This window comes from Zestomonas carbonaria (assembly GCF_904061905.1).
GTDB lineage: Bacteria > Pseudomonadota > Gammaproteobacteria > Pseudomonadales > Pseudomonadaceae > Aquipseudomonas > Aquipseudomonas carbonaria.
On the sequence record NZ_CAJFCI010000092.1, the window covers coordinates 1 to 19,004 of the forward strand.

General features: G+C 65.6%; 14 protein-coding genes. 2 read left to right on the forward strand and 12 right to left on the reverse strand.

The window, feature by feature from the left end; translation table 11 throughout:
• Nucleotides 1-307 precede the first annotated feature (307 nt).
• Nucleotides 308-1,204: a LysR family transcriptional regulator gene (locus PSEWESI4_RS24275; RefSeq protein ID WP_187673813.1), complete on the forward strand. Its 897-nt coding sequence runs from the start codon at nt 308-310 to the stop codon at nt 1,202-1,204.
• Nucleotides 1,205-1,245: 41 nt separating this feature from the next.
• On the opposite strand, the gene dctM is transcribed toward PSEWESI4_RS24275, so the two are convergent.
• The 5 genes from dctM to PSEWESI4_RS24300 all read right to left on the reverse strand — a co-directional run bounded on the left by dctM (nt 1,246) and on the right by PSEWESI4_RS24300 (nt 6,731).
• Nucleotides 1,246-2,529 (reverse strand): C4-dicarboxylate TRAP transporter large permease protein DctM, encoded by a 1,284-nt coding sequence (gene dctM, locus PSEWESI4_RS24280; protein WP_187673814.1) that lies wholly within the window; start codon nt 2,527-2,529, stop codon nt 1,246-1,248.
• The gene (locus tag PSEWESI4_RS24285; RefSeq protein WP_187673815.1) at nt 2,526-3,164 is read right to left on the reverse strand and encodes a TRAP transporter small permease; all 639 of its coding nucleotides are present in this window, start codon (nt 3,162-3,164) and stop codon (nt 2,526-2,528) included. The genes dctM and PSEWESI4_RS24285 overlap by 4 nt, the downstream gene beginning before the upstream one ends.
• A gap of 109 nt (nt 3,165-3,273) precedes the next feature.
• Nucleotides 3,274-4,284, reverse strand: a complete 1,011-nt coding sequence (gene dctP, locus PSEWESI4_RS24290) for a C4-dicarboxylate TRAP substrate-binding protein DctP (RefSeq protein ID WP_187673816.1) — start codon at nt 4,282-4,284, stop codon at nt 3,274-3,276.
• Between the two features lie 286 nt (nt 4,285-4,570).
• Entirely contained in the window at nt 4,571-5,197 is a 627-nt protein-coding gene (locus PSEWESI4_RS24295) for a LysE family translocator (protein WP_187673817.1), read from the reverse strand.
• Nucleotides 5,198-5,381: 184 nt separating this feature from the next.
• On the reverse strand, nt 5,382-6,731 hold the full coding sequence (locus tag PSEWESI4_RS24300; RefSeq protein ID WP_187673818.1) for an NCS2 family permease: 1,350 nt from the start codon (nt 6,729-6,731) through the stop codon (nt 5,382-5,384).
• A 676-nt stretch (nt 6,732-7,407) separates the two neighbouring features.
• Here PSEWESI4_RS24300 and PSEWESI4_RS24305 point away from each other — a divergent pair.
• Entirely contained in the window at nt 7,408-8,178 is a 771-nt protein-coding gene (locus PSEWESI4_RS24305; RefSeq protein ID WP_187673819.1) for a GntR family transcriptional regulator, read from the forward strand.
• Between the two features lie 94 nt (nt 8,179-8,272).
• Here PSEWESI4_RS24305 and PSEWESI4_RS24310 read toward each other — a convergent pair whose 3' ends face one another.
• The 7 genes from PSEWESI4_RS24310 to PSEWESI4_RS24340 all read right to left on the reverse strand — a co-directional run bounded on the left by PSEWESI4_RS24310 (nt 8,273) and on the right by PSEWESI4_RS24340 (nt 18,810).
• Complete coding sequence (locus tag PSEWESI4_RS24310; protein ID WP_187673820.1) at nt 8,273-8,665, reverse strand: hypothetical protein; 393 nt, start codon at nt 8,663-8,665, stop codon at nt 8,273-8,275.
• 542 nt (nt 8,666-9,207) lie between these two features.
• A complete protein-coding gene (gene guaD / locus PSEWESI4_RS24315) occupies nt 9,208-10,512 on the reverse strand; it encodes a guanine deaminase (protein ID WP_187673821.1) in 1,305 nt (434 codons plus the stop codon).
• 121 nt (nt 10,513-10,633) lie between these two features.
• Nucleotides 10,634-11,470, reverse strand: coding sequence for a xanthine dehydrogenase accessory protein XdhC (gene xdhC / locus PSEWESI4_RS24320; protein WP_187673822.1), 837 nt, complete (start codon nt 11,468-11,470; stop codon nt 10,634-10,636).
• Between the two features lie 242 nt (nt 11,471-11,712).
• Complete coding sequence (gene xdhB / locus PSEWESI4_RS24325; protein WP_187673823.1) at nt 11,713-14,109, reverse strand: xanthine dehydrogenase molybdopterin binding subunit; 2,397 nt, start codon at nt 14,107-14,109, stop codon at nt 11,713-11,715.
• Nucleotides 14,102-15,541: a xanthine dehydrogenase small subunit gene (xdhA, locus tag PSEWESI4_RS24330; RefSeq protein ID WP_187673824.1), complete on the reverse strand. Its 1,440-nt coding sequence runs from the start codon at nt 15,539-15,541 to the stop codon at nt 14,102-14,104. Before xdhA ends, xdhB begins: the two co-directional genes overlap by 8 nt.
• A gap of 386 nt (nt 15,542-15,927) precedes the next feature.
• Nucleotides 15,928-17,232 carry an NAD(P)/FAD-dependent oxidoreductase gene (locus tag PSEWESI4_RS24335; RefSeq protein ID WP_187673825.1) on the reverse strand — a complete coding sequence of 435 codons (1,305 nt, stop codon included), beginning with the start codon at nt 17,230-17,232 and terminating at the stop codon, nt 15,928-15,930.
• Nucleotides 17,233-17,445: 213 nt separating this feature from the next.
• Entirely contained in the window at nt 17,446-18,810 is a 1,365-nt protein-coding gene (locus PSEWESI4_RS24340) for a glutamine synthetase family protein (RefSeq protein WP_187673826.1), read from the reverse strand.
• Nucleotides 18,811-19,004: the final 194 nt, after the last annotated feature.

Sequence of the window (19,004 nt, forward strand, 5' to 3'; positions counted from 1 at the left end):
GGGCGTGGACAGCCCTTCGTCCAGCTCGAAGGAGACGACCTCGAAGTCGCCGCTGGCGGGCGCGAAGGTGAAGCGCAGGTCGGATTGGCGGGGCATCGCGTAGAGCTCCTTGCGAGGGCGATGCTGACGAACCTTCTGAGAATGCGGGTGCGGGGTCAACCTGACGATTCTTAAATATTGCGCGAGGATAATGGGTGGAAGCTGGCATGGCCTATGCCCATGCCGCGCCGTTTGTGGGGAGCAGCCCGTTGATGAAAGGATGTATCGGTCTACACAGAATGCCCACACCATCACATGAGCCTTTCCTATGCACTTCGATCTGGCCGACCTGCGCCTGTTCATCCATATCGCCGAGTCGCCCAGCCTGACCCAGGGCGCGCGGCGGGCGTTTCTCTCGCCGGCGGCGGCCAGCGCGCGGGTCAAGGCCCTGGAAGGACAGCTCGGTTCGCGCCTGCTCTACCGCGACAGCCGGGGCGTCGAGCTGACGCCCGCCGGCCAGCGCCTGTTGCAGCACGCGCGGCTGATCATGCGCCAGGTGGATTACCTGAAGAGCGAGTTCACCGAGTACGGCACCGACGCGGCCGGGCACATCCGTATCTTCGCCAACACCACGGCGGTCACCGAATTCCTCCCGGAGGTGCTGGCCGGCTTCCTGGCCGCGCGGCCGGGCGTCACCGTCGACCTGCAGGAGCGCCTGAGCCGGGACATCGTGCGGGGCGTGCTGGATGGGGCGGCCGACCTCGGCATCATCGCCGGGCCGGTGGAAGTCTCCGGCCTGCAAGTGCTGCACTTCAGCACCGACCGCCTGGTGCTGGCGGTGCCGCTGGGCCATCCGCTGGCCGGGCGCGGGCCTTTGCCGCTGCGCGACACGCTGGCCTACCAGCACATCGGCCTGCACGAAGGCAGCACCTTGCTCAGCTTCCTGCGCGAACAGGTGGAGAAGCTGGGCCAGAGCCTGGCGTTGCGTATCCAGGTGTCGAGCTTCGAGGCCGTCTGCCGGATGATCGAGACCGGTGTCGGTATCGGCGTGATCCCGGAGTCCGCCGCACTGCGCCACAGCCGCACCATGCAACTGGCGATCGTCGAGCTGGACGAGCCCTGGGCCGTGCGCGAACGCAGCATGCTGGTCCGTGACCTGGAGGCTCTGCCGGGCAGTGTGAGGGCGTTGATCGAGACCTTGCGGTCGAAGGGGCGGGAACTCTAGGAGAAAAAGCCGGGGCCCGGCTGGCGGGCCCCGGAGGAGCGTCAGCTCATGCCCAGCCAGTTCGGCAGGGCCAGGGAGATCCACGGCACGTAGGTGACCAGGATCAGGAACGCCAGCATCACCAGCAGCCACGGCGAGACCGCCTTGATGGTGCGGGTCAATGGCATGCCGGTCACCGCCGAGGTCACGAACAGGTTGAGTCCCGTCGGCGGCGTGATCAGGCCGATCTCCATGTTCACCACCATGATGATGCCCAGGTGGATCGGGTCGATGCCCAGTTGCATGGCGATGGGGAAGAGGATCGGCGCGAGGATCAGGATGATCGCCGAGGGCTCCATGAAGGTGCCGGCGACCAGCAGCACGATGTTGACCACGATGAGGAACTCGATGGGGCTGAAGCCCTGTTCCACCACCCAGGCGGTGATCGACTGCGGGATCTGCTCGGTGGTCAGCACGTGGGCGAAGAGCATGGCGTTGGCGATGATGAACATCAGCACCACGCTCAGCTTGCCGGCCTCGACGAAGACCTTCGGGCACTCGCGGATGGTCATGTCCTTGTGGATGAAGATCGCTACGAAGGCCGCGTACACCGCCGCCACGGCCGCCGCCTCGGTCGGCGTGAACATGCCCGAGTAGATGCCGCCGAGGATGATCACGATCAGCAGCAGGCCCCAGATCGCCTTGCGGCCGGTGGCCAGCACTTCCTTGAAGGAGGCGCGCGGCAGCGAAGGCATGTCCTTGATGCGGGCGATGACGTAGATGGTGATCATCAGGATCACGCCGAGCAGGATGCCCGGCACCACGCCGGCCATGAACAGCTTGCCGACCGAGCTCTCGGTCGCGGTGGCGTAGACCACCATGACGATCGACGGAGGGATCAGGATGCCGAGGGTACCGGCGTTGCAGACGATGCCGGCGGCGAAGTCCTGCTTGTAGCCGGAGCGCACCATGCCGGCGATGACGATCGAGCCCACGGCCGCCACGGTGGCCGGCGAGGAGCCGCACAGCGCCGCGAACAGCATGCAGGCGAGGATCGCCGCGATGGCCAGGCCGCCCTTGATGTGGCCGACGCAGGCGTTGGCGAAGTCGATCAGGCGATGGGCCACGCCGCCGGTGGTCATGAAGGCGCCGGAGAGCAGGAAGAACGGGATCGCCAGCAGGGTGTAGTGCTCGCTGGTCTCGAACAGCTTGATGGCCAGCGAACGCACCGAGTCGTTGCTGAAGAACAGGATGGTCATGGCCCCGGAGAGGCCGAGGGAGATCGCCACCGGAATGCCGATGAACATCAGCACGAAGAGGGCGATGAACAGGAAGGCAATGGTCATCGTTTTTCCTCCGTGGTGCCGGTTTCGGCGAGCTTCAGGGCCTCATCGGCCTCGCTGTGCATGCCCAGGCCGAACTGGCGGCCGGCGAGTATGCGCAGGAATATCTCGACGAAGCGGAGGAACATCAGGATGAAGCCCACGGGGACGATGACCGCGATGTGCCACTGCATGACGCCGAAGCGGTCGAGGTCCTCGGCGCCGATGCCGGCGCGCAGCAGGGTGGCGACCCATTCTTCGCTGGAGTAGGCCATCAGCGCGCAGTAGGCCAGGCAGATGCCCACGGCGACCAGGGCGATGATCTTCTGGATGGAGGGCGCGAACATGCGTACCAGCAGGTCGACGCCGATGTGGGCGCCGATGCGCACGCCCCAGGCCAGGCCGATGAAGATCAGCCAGCCGAACATGGCCTTGGTCAGGGCGATGCTCCAGGTCATTTCCTGGGACAGGAAGAGGATGCCGTCGCCGATGGCCAGGAAGAAGCCTTCGGCGGCGGGAAACTGGTCGGCGAGCGAATAGAACACCGAGTAGAGGTTGTTGAACATCACATAGGCGAATGTGATCAGGGTCATCCCGGCGAGGAGGAAAGCTACGAGAACCTCCTCGAGCCGGTTCCAGACGCGAGTTACAGCGTGCATTCGGATGATCTCCGTTCAAGTGGCGGAGGCGCCCCGGCGTGGCCGGTAGCGCCCTGCGGCAGCCGGGGCGGTCGTCCTCGACCGTCCCGATGATGATGCCGACGTGGCCTCAGCCGGCCTCGTTGGCCCGCTCCGCCGCCTTGATCAGGTCGGCGCCGATATCGTTCTCGAACTTCTTCCACACCGGGCGCATGGCGTCGCGCCACTTGGCCCGCTGCTCGGGCGTCAGGGTGATGATCTCGGTGGTGCCGGCATCCAGGATGCGCTGCTTGTCGGCCTGGTTGAGACTTTCCGCCTGCTTGTTCACCTCGGCGGAAACCTCGGCGAGGATGGCTTCCAGTTCGGTGCGGACGTCTTCAGGCATGCCGTTCCAGAACTTGGTGTTGGTGATCACCATGTAGTCCAGCACGCCGTGGTCGGACTCGGTGATGAACTTCTGCACCTCATGCATCTTCTGGCTGTAGATGTTCGAGTAGGGGTTCTCGGCGCCGTTCACCACGCCGGTCTGCAGGCCCTGGTAGACCTCGGCGAAGCTCATCTTGCGCGGGGCGGCGCGCAGCGCCTTGAACTGCTCGTCGAGCACGGCGGAAGCCTGCACGCGGAACTTCAGGCCGCGGGCGTCCTTCGGCTCGTACAGCGCCTTGTTGGCGGACAGTTGCTTCATGCCGTTGTGCCAGTAGCCCAGTCCGGTGATGCCCTTGCTCTCCATGGACTTGAGCAGCCCCTGGCCTTCCGGGCTCTGCTGGAAGCGGTCCACCGCGTGGATGTCGTCGAACAGGAAGGGCAGGTCGAACACCTGGATCTGCTTGGTGTAGTGCTCGAACTTGGCCAGGGACGGGGCGATCAACTGCACGTCGCCGAGCAGCAGCGCTTCCATTTCCTTGCCGTCGCCGAACAGCGAGGAGTTCGGGTAGACCTGGACGGTGACCTTGCCGGGCAGGCGTTCCTCGGCGAGTTTCTTGAACAGCAGCGCACCCTGGCCTTTCGGCGTGTGTTCGGCCACCACGTGGGAGAACTTGATGACGATGGGGGCGGTCGGCTGAGACTCGGCGGCCTGGGCCAGTCCGGCCACGCTCAGGGTGAGCGCACAGGCGAGAGCCTTGAGGGCGGGTTTGAACATCAGTGCTTCCTCTTGTTGTCGATTGTTATGCGAAGTCCTACGCAGGTGCGCACGTTCATTCGGCAAGAGCAAGTCTAGGCAGTCACCACCACTTTGGCGGGAATAGCCGGGTCATGAATCGGGCTTGTTCTTGTCGGACTCCGGTCCGGTCGTGGAAGGCAAGCGCTGTGCCACCACCGAGGGGGCAGGTGTGGCGCGGCCTGGAGGAGGGCGGCGGAATTTGGTTTGGCGGAGTTCCGCCATTTTCGGGTCGTTATCTGGCGGAAATCCGCCAGACGATTCGCGGTCAGCGACTCAGCAGAGAGGCCGCGCCGGCCCCGCCGAACAGCCCGGCGCTGATACGGTTGAACCATACCTGACCCTTGCCGGCACGCAGGAAGCGCGCGGCGCCCTGGGCGCTGAGGCCGTAGAACAGCTTGCAGGCGAGGTCGAGCACCACCCAGGTGGCGATCAGGATCAGCAACTGGACCAGCAGCGAGCGCTCGGCGCTGAGGAACTGCGGCAGGAAGGCGGCGAAGAACAGGATGTCCTTGGGATTGCTGGCGCCGAGACCGAAGGCCTTCCAGAACATTGCGCGGAAGCCCGGGTTGACCGGTTGTTCCTCGGCATTCATCGGCCTGGCCGCGCGGCGCGATTCGACCCAGCTCTGCCAGGCGAGATAGAACAGGTACAGCGCGCCGACGATCTTAAGCACGCTGAACAGCTTCTCCGAGGCCATCAGCAGCGCGCCGAGGCCGAGCGCCGAGGCGCTGAGCAGGCAGATCGAGGCGGAGACCCCGCCGAGGAAGCCCGGCACGGAGCGGCGCAGGCCGTAGTTCAGCGTATTGCCGATCATCAGCAACGACAGCGGGCCGGGGATCAGGATGACGATCAGTGCGGCGCCGCAGTAGAGCAGCCAGGTTTCCAGGGGCATGGTGGTCTCCGTATCACGCATCGCGGCATGGGCCGCCCTGTGCTGTTCATTGGGTCCCCGCGTTCGCGGGGATGACGTCGCTCCCGCGAACGCGGGAGTCCAGTACCCGTGGCGGTCCAGGACCGCGAACGAAAAAGGCCCGGCCGCTGGTGCGGCCGGGCCCGTCAGCATCTCGTGGGTGAGATTACAGGAAAATGAATTTGGCTACAAAAATAACTCCAAGTGCATACAAGCTTGGCGAGATGTCCCGGTGCTTGCCGGTGAACAGCTTCATGGCCACGTAGGTGATGAAGCCCAGGGCGATGCCGTCGGCGACCGAGAAGGTCAGCGGCATCATGATCACCGTGACGATCGCCGGGATGGTCTCGGTGTGCTCGTTCCAGTCGATGTGCGCCATGCCGCCCATCATCAGCATCGCCACGTAGATCAGCGCGCCGGCGGTGGCGTAGGCGGGAATCATCCCGGCCAGCGGGGCGAAGAACATCGCTGCGACGAACAGCAGGCCGACCACCACCGCGGTCAGGCCGGTGCGGCCGCCGGCCGCCACGCCCGCGGCGCTTTCCACGTAGCTGGTCACCGGCGGCACGCCGAGCACGCCGCCGACCACGCTGGAGGCGCTGTCGGCCTTCATCGCCTTGGAAAGGTTCTCGATGCGGCCGTCTTCCTTCACCAGTTGCGCGCGCTGCGCCACGCCCATCAGGGTGCCGGCGGTGTCGAACATGTGCACGAACAGGAAGGCCAGGATCACGCTGATCATGGTCACGTCGAAGGCGCCGCGGATGTCCATCGCCATGAAGGTCGGCGCCAGGCTCGGCGGCATGGAGAACACGCCGCCGAACTCCACCAGGCCGAGGCCCAGGCCGGCCAGGGTAACGGTGAAGATGCTGATCAGGATGGCGCCGAACACGCGGCGGTATTCCAGCACGGCGATCATCAGGAAGCAGATCGCGGCGAGCAGCGGGCCGGGGGAGGTGAGGTCGCCGATGTGCAGCAGGGTGGCGGGATGGGCGACCACGATGCCGGCGGTCTTCAGACCGATCAGGCCGAGGAACAGCCCGACCCCGGCGCCCATGGCGAAGCGCAGGCTGCTGGGAATGCTGTTGAGCAGCCATTCGCGGATGCGCGAGAAGGTCAGCGCCATGAACAGCACGCCGGAGAGGAACACCGCGCCGAGGGCGATCTGCCAGCTATAGCCCATGGTCTGCACCACGGTGTAGGTGAAGAAGGCATTGAGGCCCATGCCCGGTGCCAGGCCGACCGGCCAGTTGGCGTACAGGCCCATCAGGAAGCAGCCGAGCGCCGCCGCCAGGCAGGTGGCGACGAAGGCCGCACCGTGATCGACGCCGGCGTCGGCCATGATGTTCGGGTTGACGAAGACGATGTAGGCCATGGTGATGAAGGTGGTGAGACCGGCGGCCAGCTCGGTTTTCACGGTGGTGCCATGCAGGCTCAGCTTGAACAGGCGTTCCAGCAGGCCCGTACCGGCGGGGCGCGCGAGCGGGATGCCCTGTTGTTCTTGTTTGGTGCTTTCCACAGCGAGGCTCTCCTCAATGCTTTTTATTGTGGTCGCCCGGTTTCGCAAGCCGACGAGGCCTGGAGCGCGAGGCCGATGATGCGAGAGTGGTGTTCTTCCTGTTTGTTGACTTTCGGGTCAGGAAGTACACGAGCGGATTATGCTTTTGTGTACAAAAAAAGCAAATATTGTTTGTATTGTTGCGAAAATAGACCTTGTGGGCCTGGCTCGATGTCCCTTGCATCCTGCGCGCGACAATGGTTTTCCGGCCTTTTCCGGAAATATCCTTTGTAGACAACAGGTTGCGGTCGCCTTGCACGATGGCGGCGAAATGGCGGGAAGGCTGCCGGCCCGGTGCGGGAGTGGTCGATTCCTGTCCTGAAAGTCAGAAATGAACTATGAAATGCCGCCGTAGGAATGAAAAAAACTGAGCAGCGAGCCTGAAGGCAGGAGCCAGCTTGCTGGCGATCATGAGTTTCCGGGATCTCGGATCGCCAGCAGGCTGGCTCCTACAAGAGAGGGGCGATCCGGCGTGCGAATGATCTGAATCAATGCTGCGCGCTGTTCGCACTGATCGAATTGTGTACAATGCGTGCAGCTTTATTCATTGTCGCTCCCGGTTTCCGCTTGCCAGCAGCCGGGGTGCAGGCAGTACAGTCTCGCTTGACCGCCGACCCTTTTCCTGACGCGAGCCAGAATGAACAACGAAGAATTGCAGCCCCTCAAGAAGCAGCCGCGCGCTGGCAAGAACAGCCGCAGCGGGACGCAGGATGACGTCGTCTACGCCCATATCTTCGATGTGATCCTCGAACAACGCCTGGCGCCCGGCACCAAGCTCAGCGAAGAAGCGCTGGGCGAAATCTTCGGTGTCAGCCGCACCATCATCCGCCGCGCCCTGTCGCGCCTCGCCCACGAGGGCGTGGTGCTGCTGCGGCCGAACCGTGGCGCGGTGGTCGCCAGCCCGAGCGTCGAGGAAGCCCGGCAGATCTTCTACGCGCGACGCATGGTCGAGCGCGCCATCACCGAGCTGGCGGTCGAGCACGCCACCGCCGAACAACTCGCCGAGCTGCGCCAGATGGTCCGCGACGAGCAGGACAGCTTCTCGCGCGGCGACCGTGGCGCCGGCATCCGCCTCTCCGGTGAATTCCACCTGAAGCTCGCCGAGGCGGCGAAGAACGCCCCGCTGATCAGCTTCCAGCGCAGCCTGGTATCGCAGACCTCGCTGATCATCGCCCAGTACGAAAGCGGCGGCCGTTCGCACTGCTCCTACGACGAGCACAACGAACTGCTCGATGCCATTGAGGCGCGCGATGCGGAGAAGGCGGTGCACCTGATGATGCATCACATGGATCACATCGACAGCAAGCTCAACCTCGACGAGGAAAGCGCCTCGGACGACCTGCACGCGGTGTTCTCGCACCTGCTGCAGACCAAGAAGAAGCCCGGACGCGCCGCGGCCAACCGCTGATAGAGCGGCGCAACGAAAGAGCCCCGATGGCGAGAGCCTCGGGGCTTTTTCGTTGGGGAGCGAGCGGGGCGGGCTTCAGCCCACCAGGCAAATGCTATTCCTCGTCGTCGAGGATGAGGACGTACTGCCGGCCGCTGTCGTCTTCCGTGCAGTCGTAGACGAAATACATCTGCACCTTGCCGCGACCGGCCAGGACCGCCACGAAATCGCCGGGCTCGACCTCGAAGTAGCCTTTGCCGTCCGGCTGGGCGTCGCACTCGATCCGCGCGGTGACGAACAGGGCCGGGTCGGTGTCCTCGAAATATTCCTCGCGCTCCTGGGCATCCCATTCGGCGGGTGGTTCGAAGGGACCGCCGAGGACCACCTTGCCGTCGCCGAGGTCCAGTTCCTCGGCCTCCGGGTCTTCCTCGTCGGGACGGTAGACGGTGCAGTTCAGGGCCTTGGGGTGTTCGAGGATGGCGAGTCGGTGTTGTTGTTCGGCGGACATGGTGAGGACTCCGTGGTCGGGGACGGCATTATCCACCGTGTGGCGTTGCGAGGGCAGCTATTACGGGTATGAATCGCGGCCGTGGGGCGCGCTGTCATTCAGCGTAGCCTGGATGTGATCCGGGGAGGCTGGCGACTCCGCTCCCTCTCCCCAGCCCTCTCCCATAAATGGGAGAGGGAGCTGTCCGTGTGGGCGGATGGCCTCGTGGAGTCTCTGGGATGTAGGAGCTGGCCATGCCTGCGAATCGCGGCCATGGGCCGCTCCTACGGTGGTAGCCCGGATGTGATCCGGGGAGGCTGGCGACTCCGCTCCCTCTCCCCAGCCCTCTCCCATAAATGGGAGAGGGAGCTGTCCGTGTGGGCGGATGGCCTCGTGGAACTCCTGGGATGTAGGAGCGGGCCATGCCCGCGAATCGCGGCCATGGGCCGCTCCTACGGGGGTAGCCTGGATGTAATTCCGATGGGATGAAGGCCGAGCAATAGTCACCCCTCTCCCATTCATGGGAGAGGGGCCGGGGGAGAGGGCTGGGGCCCGCTCGAACCTCACCCCCTCAGATGCACACTCCGCCCAGCCGCAAAGGTTTCCTTCACTACACGATCATCGCCAAGGATGGTCAGGGCGAACAGTCGTTCCTCCAGGCTTCTGGCCTGCTGCATGCGGTAGGCGAGCAGCGGGGTGGCCAGGTAGTCGAGGACCACGAAGTCGGCGTCCTTGCCGGTCGAGAAGTTGCCGATCCTGTGGTCCAGGTACAGCGCGCGGGCGCCGCCCAGGGTGGCCAGGTACAGGGACTTGAAGGGGTCGAGCTTCTTGCCCTGCAACTGCATGATCTTGTAGGCCTCGTTCAGCGATTGCAGTTGGCTGAAGCTGGTGCCGGCGCCGACGTCGGTGCCCAGGCCGACGCGCACGCCGTGCTGTTCGAGCTTCTCCAGGTCGAACAGGCCGCTGCCGAGGAACAGGTTGGAGGTCGGGCAGAAGGCCACCGCCGAGCCGGTTTCCGCCAGGCGCCGGCACTCGTCGTCGCACAGGTGCACGCCGTGGGCGAACACCGCGCGCTGGCCGATCAGCCGGTAGTGGTCGTAGACGTCCAGGTAGCCCGAGCGCTCGGGGAACAGTTCCTTCACCCATTCGATTTCCTTGCGGTTCTCGGACAGGTGGGTGTGCATGTACAGGTCCGGGTACTCGGCGAACAGCTTGCCGGCCAGTTCCAATTGCTCGGGGGTGCTGGTCGGCGCGAAGCGCGGGGTCACCGCGTAGTGCAGGCGGCCCTTGCCGTGCCAGCGTTCGATCAGCTCCTTGCTGTCGGCGTAGCCGGATTCCGCCGTGTCGGTCAGGTAGTCCGGGGCGTTGCGGTCCATCAGTACCTTGCCGGCGATCATCCGCAGGTCGAGCTTCTCGGCCGCTTCGAAGAAGGCATCCACCGACTCCTTGTGCACGCTGCCGAACACCAGCGCGGTGGTGGTGCCGTTGCGCAGCAGTTCCTTGAGGAAGATGCCGGCCACGTCGGCGGCGTGGGCCTTGTCGGCGAACTGCCGTTCGGTGGGGAAGGTGTAGGTGTCCAGCCAGTCCAGCAACTGCTCGCCGTAGGAGGCGATCATGCCGGTCTGCGGGTAGTGGATGTGGGTGTCGATGAAGCCGGGGGTGATCAGTGCGTCGCGGTATTCCCGCACTTCGACGCCGTTCAGCTTCGGCAGCAGTCGCTCGGCCGGGCCGACTTCGACGACGCGGCCGTCATCGACCAGCAGCACGCCGTCTTCGAAGTACTGGTAGGAGTTCTCGACGCCGACCTCGGCCGGGTCGGCGAGGCTGTGCAGGATGGCGGCGCGGTAGGCTTTGAGTGTGTTGCTCATGTCTGTCTCGTTTCCGGTAAGGCTGGCGTGTCCGGCCATGGGGGAGAGGGCTGAGGGGAGGGCGAGTGGGCAAACGAACCCTCGCCCCCAACCCTCTCTCCCATGACCGGGCGAAAAGGTATCAGCCCCGCTCGCGGCGCGAACCGGGCAACAGCTTGGCGACGGTGGATTCGCCTTTCTTCACGTCCTGGCCGAAGTTGGCGTTGTAGGTGGCGACCACCTCGCCGGCGATGGAGATGGCGATCTCCATGGGCAGCTTGCCCTTCACCTCGGGCAGGCCCATCGGGCAGCGCATGCGCTGCACCACCTCCGGGGCGAAGCCGCGTTCGTGCAAGCGGTGCTCGAACTTGACGCGCTTGGTGCGCGAGCCGATCAGGCCGTAGTAGGCGAAGTCGTTGCGCTTGAGGATTTCCGCGGTCAGCTCCAGGTCGAGCTGGTGGTTGTGGGTCATGACGATGAAGTAGCTGCCGGCCGGCATGTTCTCCACTTCGTCGACCACGTCCTCGTTGACCACTTTCTCCACTCCGGCGGGCAACTGTTCGGGGAACTCGTTCTCGCGCGAGTCGATCCAACGCACCTTGCACGGCAGGCTGGCGAGCAGCGGCACCAGCGCGCGGCCGACGTGGCCGGCGCCGAACACGGCGATCTGCGCCTGCGGCTGGCCCATCGGCTCGAACAGCAGCACGGTGGCGCCGCCGCAGCACTGGCCGAGGCTGGCGCCGAGGCTGAAGCGTTCCAGGCGGGTGTCCTGGGTGCGCTTCTCCAGCATCTCGCGGGCCATCTCCATGGCCTTGTATTCCAGGTGGCCGCCGCCGATGGTTTCGTAGATGCGCTCGGCGGTGACCACCATCTTCGAGCCGGCGTTGCGCGGCGTGGAGCCACGCTCCTCGATGATGGTCACCAGCACGCAGGGTTCGCCACGTTCTTGCAATTCGGCGAGGGCGCTGATCCAGCTCATTTGCTCAGCCTCCAGGTCGGCGAGGTCTTTCCCGGGCGCGACAGGCGCCAGTTGCTCAGGGACGGTTCCAGCAACGGTACCGGCATGGGTTCCGTCGGTCTGTTCTGCGGTTCGGTGTGCTTTCTCATTGTTGTGCACCGTGGTTTGCATTTTTTGGGTCCCCGCGAACGCGGGGACCCAATAACGCGGACCCAATCAACAGCCGTAGGGTGGAAGTCGCGAAGCACTTCCCCCGTTCCGGGTCAGGCCGGTTCGCTTTCCGTAGCGACCTCGGCCTGCGTCACCTGCTTCAACTTGCGCATCTGCTCCACGCCCCACAACACGCGCTCCGGTGTGGCCGGGGCGTCGATCTGCGGTTGCACCTTGTAGTCGGCAAGGCTGGCCACGGCGTCCTTGATAGCGCACCAGGGCGCGATGCCGAGCATGAACGGCGGCTCGCCCACGGCCTTGGAGTGGAACACCGTCTGCTCGGGGTTCTTGCGGTTCTCCACCAGCTTCACCCGCAGGTCGATGGGCATGTCGGCGATGGCCGGGATCTTGTAGCTGGCCGGGCCGTTGGTCATCAGCTTGCCCTTGGCGTTCCAGACCAGTTCCTCGGTGGTCAGCCAGCCCATGCCCTGGACGAACGCGCCTTCCACCTGGCCGATGTCGATGGCCGGGTTCAGCGAGTCGCCGACGTCGTGGAGGATGTCGGTGCGCAGCATCTTGTACTCGCCGGTCAGGGTATCGACGATCACTTCCGCGCAGGCCACGCCGTAGGCGAAGTAGTAGAACGGCCGGCCGCGCGCCTTGTCGCGGTCGTAGAAGATCTTCGGCGTGCGGTAGAAGCCGGTCGAGGACAGCGAGACCTGGCCGAAGTAGGCCTGCTGGATCACCTCCTCGAAGGAGAAGTACTGCTCGCGCACGCGCACCTGCTCGTTGCGGAACTCGACGTCTTCCTCGGTCACCTTGTACTGGGCGACGAGGAAGTCGACCAGGCGCTTCTTGATGGTCTCGGCGGCGTTCTTCGCGGCCATGCCGTTCAGGTCGGCACCGCTCGACGCGGCGGTCGGCGAGGTGTTCGGCACCTTGTCGGTGTTGGTCGCGGTGATCTGGATACGCTCGATGTCGACGCTGAACACCTGCGCCACCACCTGGGCGACCTTGGTGTTCAGGCCCTGGCCCATCTCGGTGCCGCCGTGGTTCAGGTGGATGCTGCCGTCTGTGTAGATGTGGATCAGCGCGCCGGCCTGGTTGAGGAAGGTGGCGGTGAAGCTGATGCCGAATTTCACCGGGGTCATCGCCAGGCCTTTCTTGAGCACCGGGCTCCTGGCGTTGAAGGCACGGATTTCCTCGCGGCGCCTGGCGTAGTCGCAGCTCGCCTCCAGTTCGGCGGTCATCTCGGCGAGCATGTTGTGCTCGACGGTCTGGTAGTAGTGGGTGACGTTGCGCTCGTCCTTGCCGTAGTAGTTCAGCTTGCGGACTTCCAGCGGGTCCTTGCCGAGGTGGCGGGCGATCACGTCCATGATCTCCTCGATGGCGACCATCCCTTGCGGGCCGCCGAAGCCGCGATAGGCGGTGTTCGAGGCGGTGTTGGTCTTGCAGCGCAGGCCGTTGATGGTGGCGTGTTCGAGGAAGTAGGCGTTGTCCGAGTGGAACATCGCGCGGTCGACGATGGAGCCGGAGAGGTCCGGCGAGTAGCCGCAGTTGCCGGCCAGGTCCATCTCGATGGCGCGCAGCAGGCCGTCGTCGTCGAAGCCGATGTCGTACTCGACGTAGAACGGGTGGCGCTTGCCGGTGACGGTCATGTCCTCCATGCGCGGCAGGCGCATCTTGGTCGGCCGCCCGGTGAGGTGGGCGATCACCGCGCACAGGCAGGCCGGGCCGGCGGCCTGGGTTTCCTTGCCGCCGAAACCACCGCCCATGCGGCGCATGTCGATGACGATCTTGTTCATCGGCACGCCGAGCACTTCGGCGACCAGCTTCTGCACCTCGGTGGCGTTCTGCGTCGAGGTGTAGATGAGCATGCCGCCGTCTTCGGTGGGCATCACCGAGGAAATCTGCGTCTCCAGGTAGAAGTGTTCCTGGCCGCCGATGTGCAGGGTGCCCTGCAGGCGGTTCTTCGCCTTGGCCAGCGCCGTGGCGGAGTCGCCGCGCTTGTGCTGGTGCGGGTCGAGCACATAGTGCTTCTTGCGGTAGGCCTCGACCACGTCGAGCACCGGTTCCAGGTCCTCGTACTCGATGATCGCCGCCATGGCCGCCTTGCGCGCGGTCTCCAGGCTGTCGGCGCCGACCGCCAGGACCACCTGGCCGACGTACTCGACCTTGCCGTCGGCGAGCAGCGGGTCGCCGGCCACCACCGGGCCGATGTCCAGTTGGCCGGGCACGTCCTCGGCGGTGATGGCGATGGCCACGCCGGGGATCTCGTAGCAGGGCGAGGTGTCGATCTTCACGATGCGCGCATGGGCGCGGTCGCTCATGCGGGCGTAGACGTGCAACTGGTTGGGGAACTCCAGGCGGTCGTCGACGTACACCGCCTCGCCGCTGACGTGCTTGGGCGCGCTCTCGTGCTTGACGCTGCGGCCGACGCCGGTGGTGATGTCCTGGCGGAACAGTTCCGTCAGCTCGGCCTGGGATTTGATCTTGAGGTGGTTAGACATAGGCGGTCACCCGGGTTTCGACTTCGGGAGCGTTCAGCTCGAGGAAGAATTTGCGCAGCAGGTTCTGGGCGGACAGCAGGCGGTATTCCTTGCTGGCGCGGAAGTCGCTGAGCGGGGTGAAGTCCTCGGCCAGGGCTTCGCAGGCGCGTTCGACGGTGGCCTGGTTCCAGGGCGCGCCGTTCAGGACGGCTTCGCAGGCGCTGGCGCGCTTCGGGATGGCCGCCATGCCGCCGAAGGAAACGCGGGCACCGCGCACCTTGCCGCCGGCGAGGTTCAGGTTGAAGGCCGCGCACACGGCGGAGATGTCGTCGTCCAGGCGCTTGGAGACCTTGTAGGCACGGAACGCCTGGTCGTCCTGGGCGCGCGGCACGATGATCTTCTCGATGAACTCGCCTTCCTGGCGGGCGGTGACCTTGTAGTCGAGGAAGTAGTCTTCCAGCGCCAGGGTGCGGGTGTCGTTGCCCTTGCGCAGCACGATGCTCGCGCCGAGGGCGATCAGCAGGGGCGGGGAGTCGCCGATCGGCGAGGCGTTGCCGATGTTGCCGCCGAGGGTGCCCTGGTTGCGGATCTGCAACGAGGCGAAGCGGTGCAGCAGTTCGCCGAAGTCCGGGTATTCGGTGGCCAGCGTTTCGTAGCAGTCGGACAGCGGGGTGGCGGCGCCGATCTCGATGACATCGGCGGTGACCTCCACGCGCTTCATTTCCTCGATATGGCCGACGTAGATCATCACCGGCAGTTCGCGGTGGAACTGGGTGACCTCCAGGGCCAGGTCGGTGCCGCCGGCGAGCAGGCGGGCCTGGGGGTTGGCGGTGTAGAGGTCGGCCAGGTCGGCGACGGTCAGCGGCAGCAGGCAGCGCTTGTCGCCGCTGTTCAGCTCGGCGGTCGCGCGCGGGGCGATGGCCTTGAGCTGGGCGACGGTCTCGGCCTCGGCGGCGTCGAACTGGTCCGGCTGCCGGTTGCAGCAGGCCTGCTCGGCGGCGTCGATGATCGGGCGGTAGCCGGTGCAGCGGCACAGGTTGCCGGCCAGGGCTTCCAGGGTGTCGCCCTTGTCGAAGCCATCGCTGTTCTTCTGGAGCGCGAACATCGACATGACGAAGCCGGGGGTGCAGAAGCCGCACTGCGAGCCGTGGCAGTCGACCATGGCCTGCTGGACGCTGTGCAACTGTCCCTTGTGCTTGAGGTCCTCGACGGTGATGAGTTGCTTGCCGTGCAGGGCGGAGACGAAGGTCAGGCAGGCGTTCAGGGTGCGGTAGCGGATGCGCTCGCCATCGAGCTCGCCGACCACGACGGTGCAGGCACCGCAGTCGCCGGAGGCGCAGCCTTCTTTGGTTCCCGGTTTGCCAAGGTGCTCACGCAAGTAGTTCAGCACCGTGACATTGGGGTCCAGCGCGTGTTCGGTGCGCAGTTCCCGGTTGAGCAAAAACTGGATCAAGGGACGACCTCCAGGCACTTTTCTTGTTGTCTACGACGAATCGTATACAAAACAATGTAGAGATTCCTGACTTTTGGGTCAACAAATATTTGACTCTTTAGTCAAGCAAGGGCCATGCCTTTTAGTTATCAGGATCAGTATGGCCGTAATGCGGGATTCGGGGCGGGGAAGCGCCGTGCGGTAGCGGCCGGCGCGGGCGGCACGTGCACCAGAAAAGAACCCCGCACGACATTTCGGGCGGGGTTGGGGGAGGCAATATTGTATACAGTCTAGAGGTGGCAATACCGTAGGGTACGCCGCGCGCACCGTTTATCCGGGGATGAGCACGGCGTTCCGCCGGGGACGGGAGGTGCCGCCTCCCGCTCGGTGCGCGCGGCGCACCCTGCTCAGCGCAGCTTCTCGAGCAACTGGTAGTACCACATCCCGGCCGCCAGCATCGGGTTGCCGAACAGGTCGCCGAGCGGCACCTTGATGTGCTTGCAGGCGGCGAAGGTGTCGAACTGGGTGAGGTCGCCGTGCATGGCGTTGGCCATGATCTCGCCCATGATGTGGGTGGTGGCGATGCCGTGGCCGGAGTAGCCCTGGCAGTACCAGACGTTCTGCGACAGCTTGCCGAGCTGCGGGATGCGGTTCATCACGATGCCCATGGCGCAGCTCCACTGGAAGTCGATTTCCACGCCCTTGAGCGCCGGGAAGGTGCGCTCGATGCACGGCCGCAGCTCGCCGGCGATGTCCCGCGAATCCTTGCCGCTGTAGTTGGCGCCGCCGCCGAACAGCAGGCGGCCGTCGGCGGTCAGCCGGTAGTAGTCGAGCACGAAGCGGCAGTCGTAGACGGCCAGGTCCTGCGGATTGATCTCCCTGGCCCGCTCGCCGAGGGGCGCGGTGGTGACGATGCCACCCATGGCTGGGAAGATCATGCCCTTGAGCTGCTTGCGCTCCAGCTTGTGGTAGACGTCGCCGGCCAGCAGCACCTGCTTCGCGTCGATGCGGCCCTGCGCGGTGATCACCGCCGGGTGTTCGCCGTGGACGATCTCCTTCACCTCGGAATGCTCGAAGACCAGCGCGCCCAGGCTCTCGGCGGCCTTCGCCTCGCCGATGCACAGGTTGAGCGGGTGCAGGTGCATGTTGCGAGTATTCTTGATCGCGCCCAGGTACAGGTAGCTGTCCAGGTGCGCACGCATGTCGGCGGCGTTCAGCAGGCTCACCTCGTCGCCCATGCCGCGACGCACGGCCTCCTCGTAGGAGGCTTTCAACTCGTCCATGTGCGTCGGCTTCATCGCCGCGTGCAGGTGGCCGTGCTTGAGGTCGCAGCGGATACCGTACTTCTCGACGCGGCTCTTGATGATCCGGTGGCCGCGCCAGCGCAGGTGCCAGATGAAGTCGTCCACCTCGTCGCCAAGGGTGTTGCGCATCTGCCTGCGCATCGCCTCGTCGCCGGACAGGCTGCCGGTGACCTGGCCGCCGTTGCGCCCGGTGGCGCCCCAGCCGATCTTGTTGGCTTCGACGATGGCCACCTTGTAGCCGCGCTCGGCCAGCTCCACGGCGGTGGCCACGCCGGTGAAACCGCCACCGATGATGGCGATGTCGACGCTGACCCGGCCTTGCAGGGCGGGGTAGTCGGTTTCCTCGTTGAGCGTGGCCGTGTAGTAGGACTTGCAGCGCTCGGCGGCGGGTTGGAATGCAGCGTTCATGACGGATGTTCCTTTATACGTGGGGTGGAAAACCGCGAAGCGTTTTCCACCGCCGTGAATCTGGATTACTCGCTTCGCTCGCCCTTCGGGCTGCCCTGGCGGGCGTGCGGTGCGAGCACCGTCCCGCCTTCGCGGGAATGACGGTATGGCCGGGTTCCTGCGCGCGGAGTAGAACCCCGTCGCCCCCGCGAACGCGGGGGCCCAGTAAACGACTCAGGCATTGGTCAGATACCAGCGCCAATCCTGCTCGCCCACCTCGCCCATGAACTGCCGGTACTCGGCGCGCTTGACCGCCAGGTACACGCCGAGGAACTCGCTGCCCAGCGCATCGCGAGCCCAGCCCGACCTTTCCAGTGCCTTCAGCGAGGCCAGCCAGTCGGTGGGCAGCAGTTCCCTGGCCTGGGCATAACCGTTGCCCTCCACCGGCGCGCCCGGATCGAGGTTTTCGCGGATGCCGCGATGGATGCCGGCGAGGATCGCCGCCGCGGCGAGATACGGGTTGGCGTCGGCACCGCAGATGCGGTGCTCGATGTGTCGGGTGTTGGCCGGGCCGCCCGGCACGCGCAGGCTCACGGTGCGGTTGTCGACGCCCCAGGTCGGCGCCAGCGGCGCGTAGCTGTTGGCCTGGAAGCGCCGGTAGGAGTTGGCGTTCGGGCAGAACAGCAGCAGCGAGTCGAGCAGCGAGGCGAGCATGCCGCCGACCGCTTGGCGCAGTAGTGGCGTGCCGGCCGGATCGTCGCTGGCGAACAGGTTGCGGCCCTCGCCATCGGCCAGGCTGACGTGCATGTGCATGCCCGTGCCGGCGAGATGGTCGAACGGCTTGGCCATGAAGCAGGCCTGCATGCCGTGGCGGTTGGCCACGCCCTTGACCAGGCGCTTGTAGCGCACCGCCTGGTCCATGGCCTCCAGCGCGTCGCCGTGTTCCAGGGTGATCTCCACCTGGCCCGGCGCGTATTCGGAGATCGCCGTGCGCGCCGGGATGCCCTGCGCCTTGCAGGCGGCGTAGAGGTCGGCGAGGAACGGTTCGATCTGCTCCAGCTCGCGCAGGCCGTAGACCTGGGTGCTGCGCGGCCGGCCGCCGTCGCCGTCCAGCGCCGGTTGCGGGCGGCCGTCGGCGTCGCGTCGCTGGTCGAGCAGGTAGAACTCCAGCTCGCAGGCCATCACCGGGTGGTAGCCGTCGGCCTTCAGCGCGTCGATCACCTGGAGCAGCACGTGGCGCGGATCGGCGATGGCCGCCGGCATGCCTTCCCGGGGATGCATGCTGACCTGCACGGCGGCGGTGGGCATCCGCCGCCAGGGCAGGCGCACCAGGCTGCCGGCCAGTGGGTAGGCGCGGCAGTCGATGTCGCCGACGTCCCAGACCAGCCCGGAATCCTCCACGTCCTCGCCGTGCAGGGTCAGGCCGAGGATAGTGCTGGGCAGCGGCCGGCCGCTTTCATAGACGGCCAGTAGCTCCTCGCGGTGCAGCAGCTTGCCGCGCGGCACGCCGTTGGCGTCGAGGATGAACAGCTCGAAGGCTTCGATATCGGGGTTCGCCGCGAGGAACTGGCGGGCTTCGTCGGGGTGGGCGAATTGCATTGTTGTTTTCCTTTTGCCCTGTGGGGCACGCATGGGCGGCCGTCCATGGGGGGGACGGGAGCAGTTTTTTCTGGGGCCCCGCGTTCGCGGGGACCCAATAAAACAATCAGCGTGACAGGGCGTCCGGAGGACGGGCGTGGCGGCAGTGCCAGAGCGCCCAGAAGGCCAGTTCGATGGGCAGGGCGGTGGTGGTG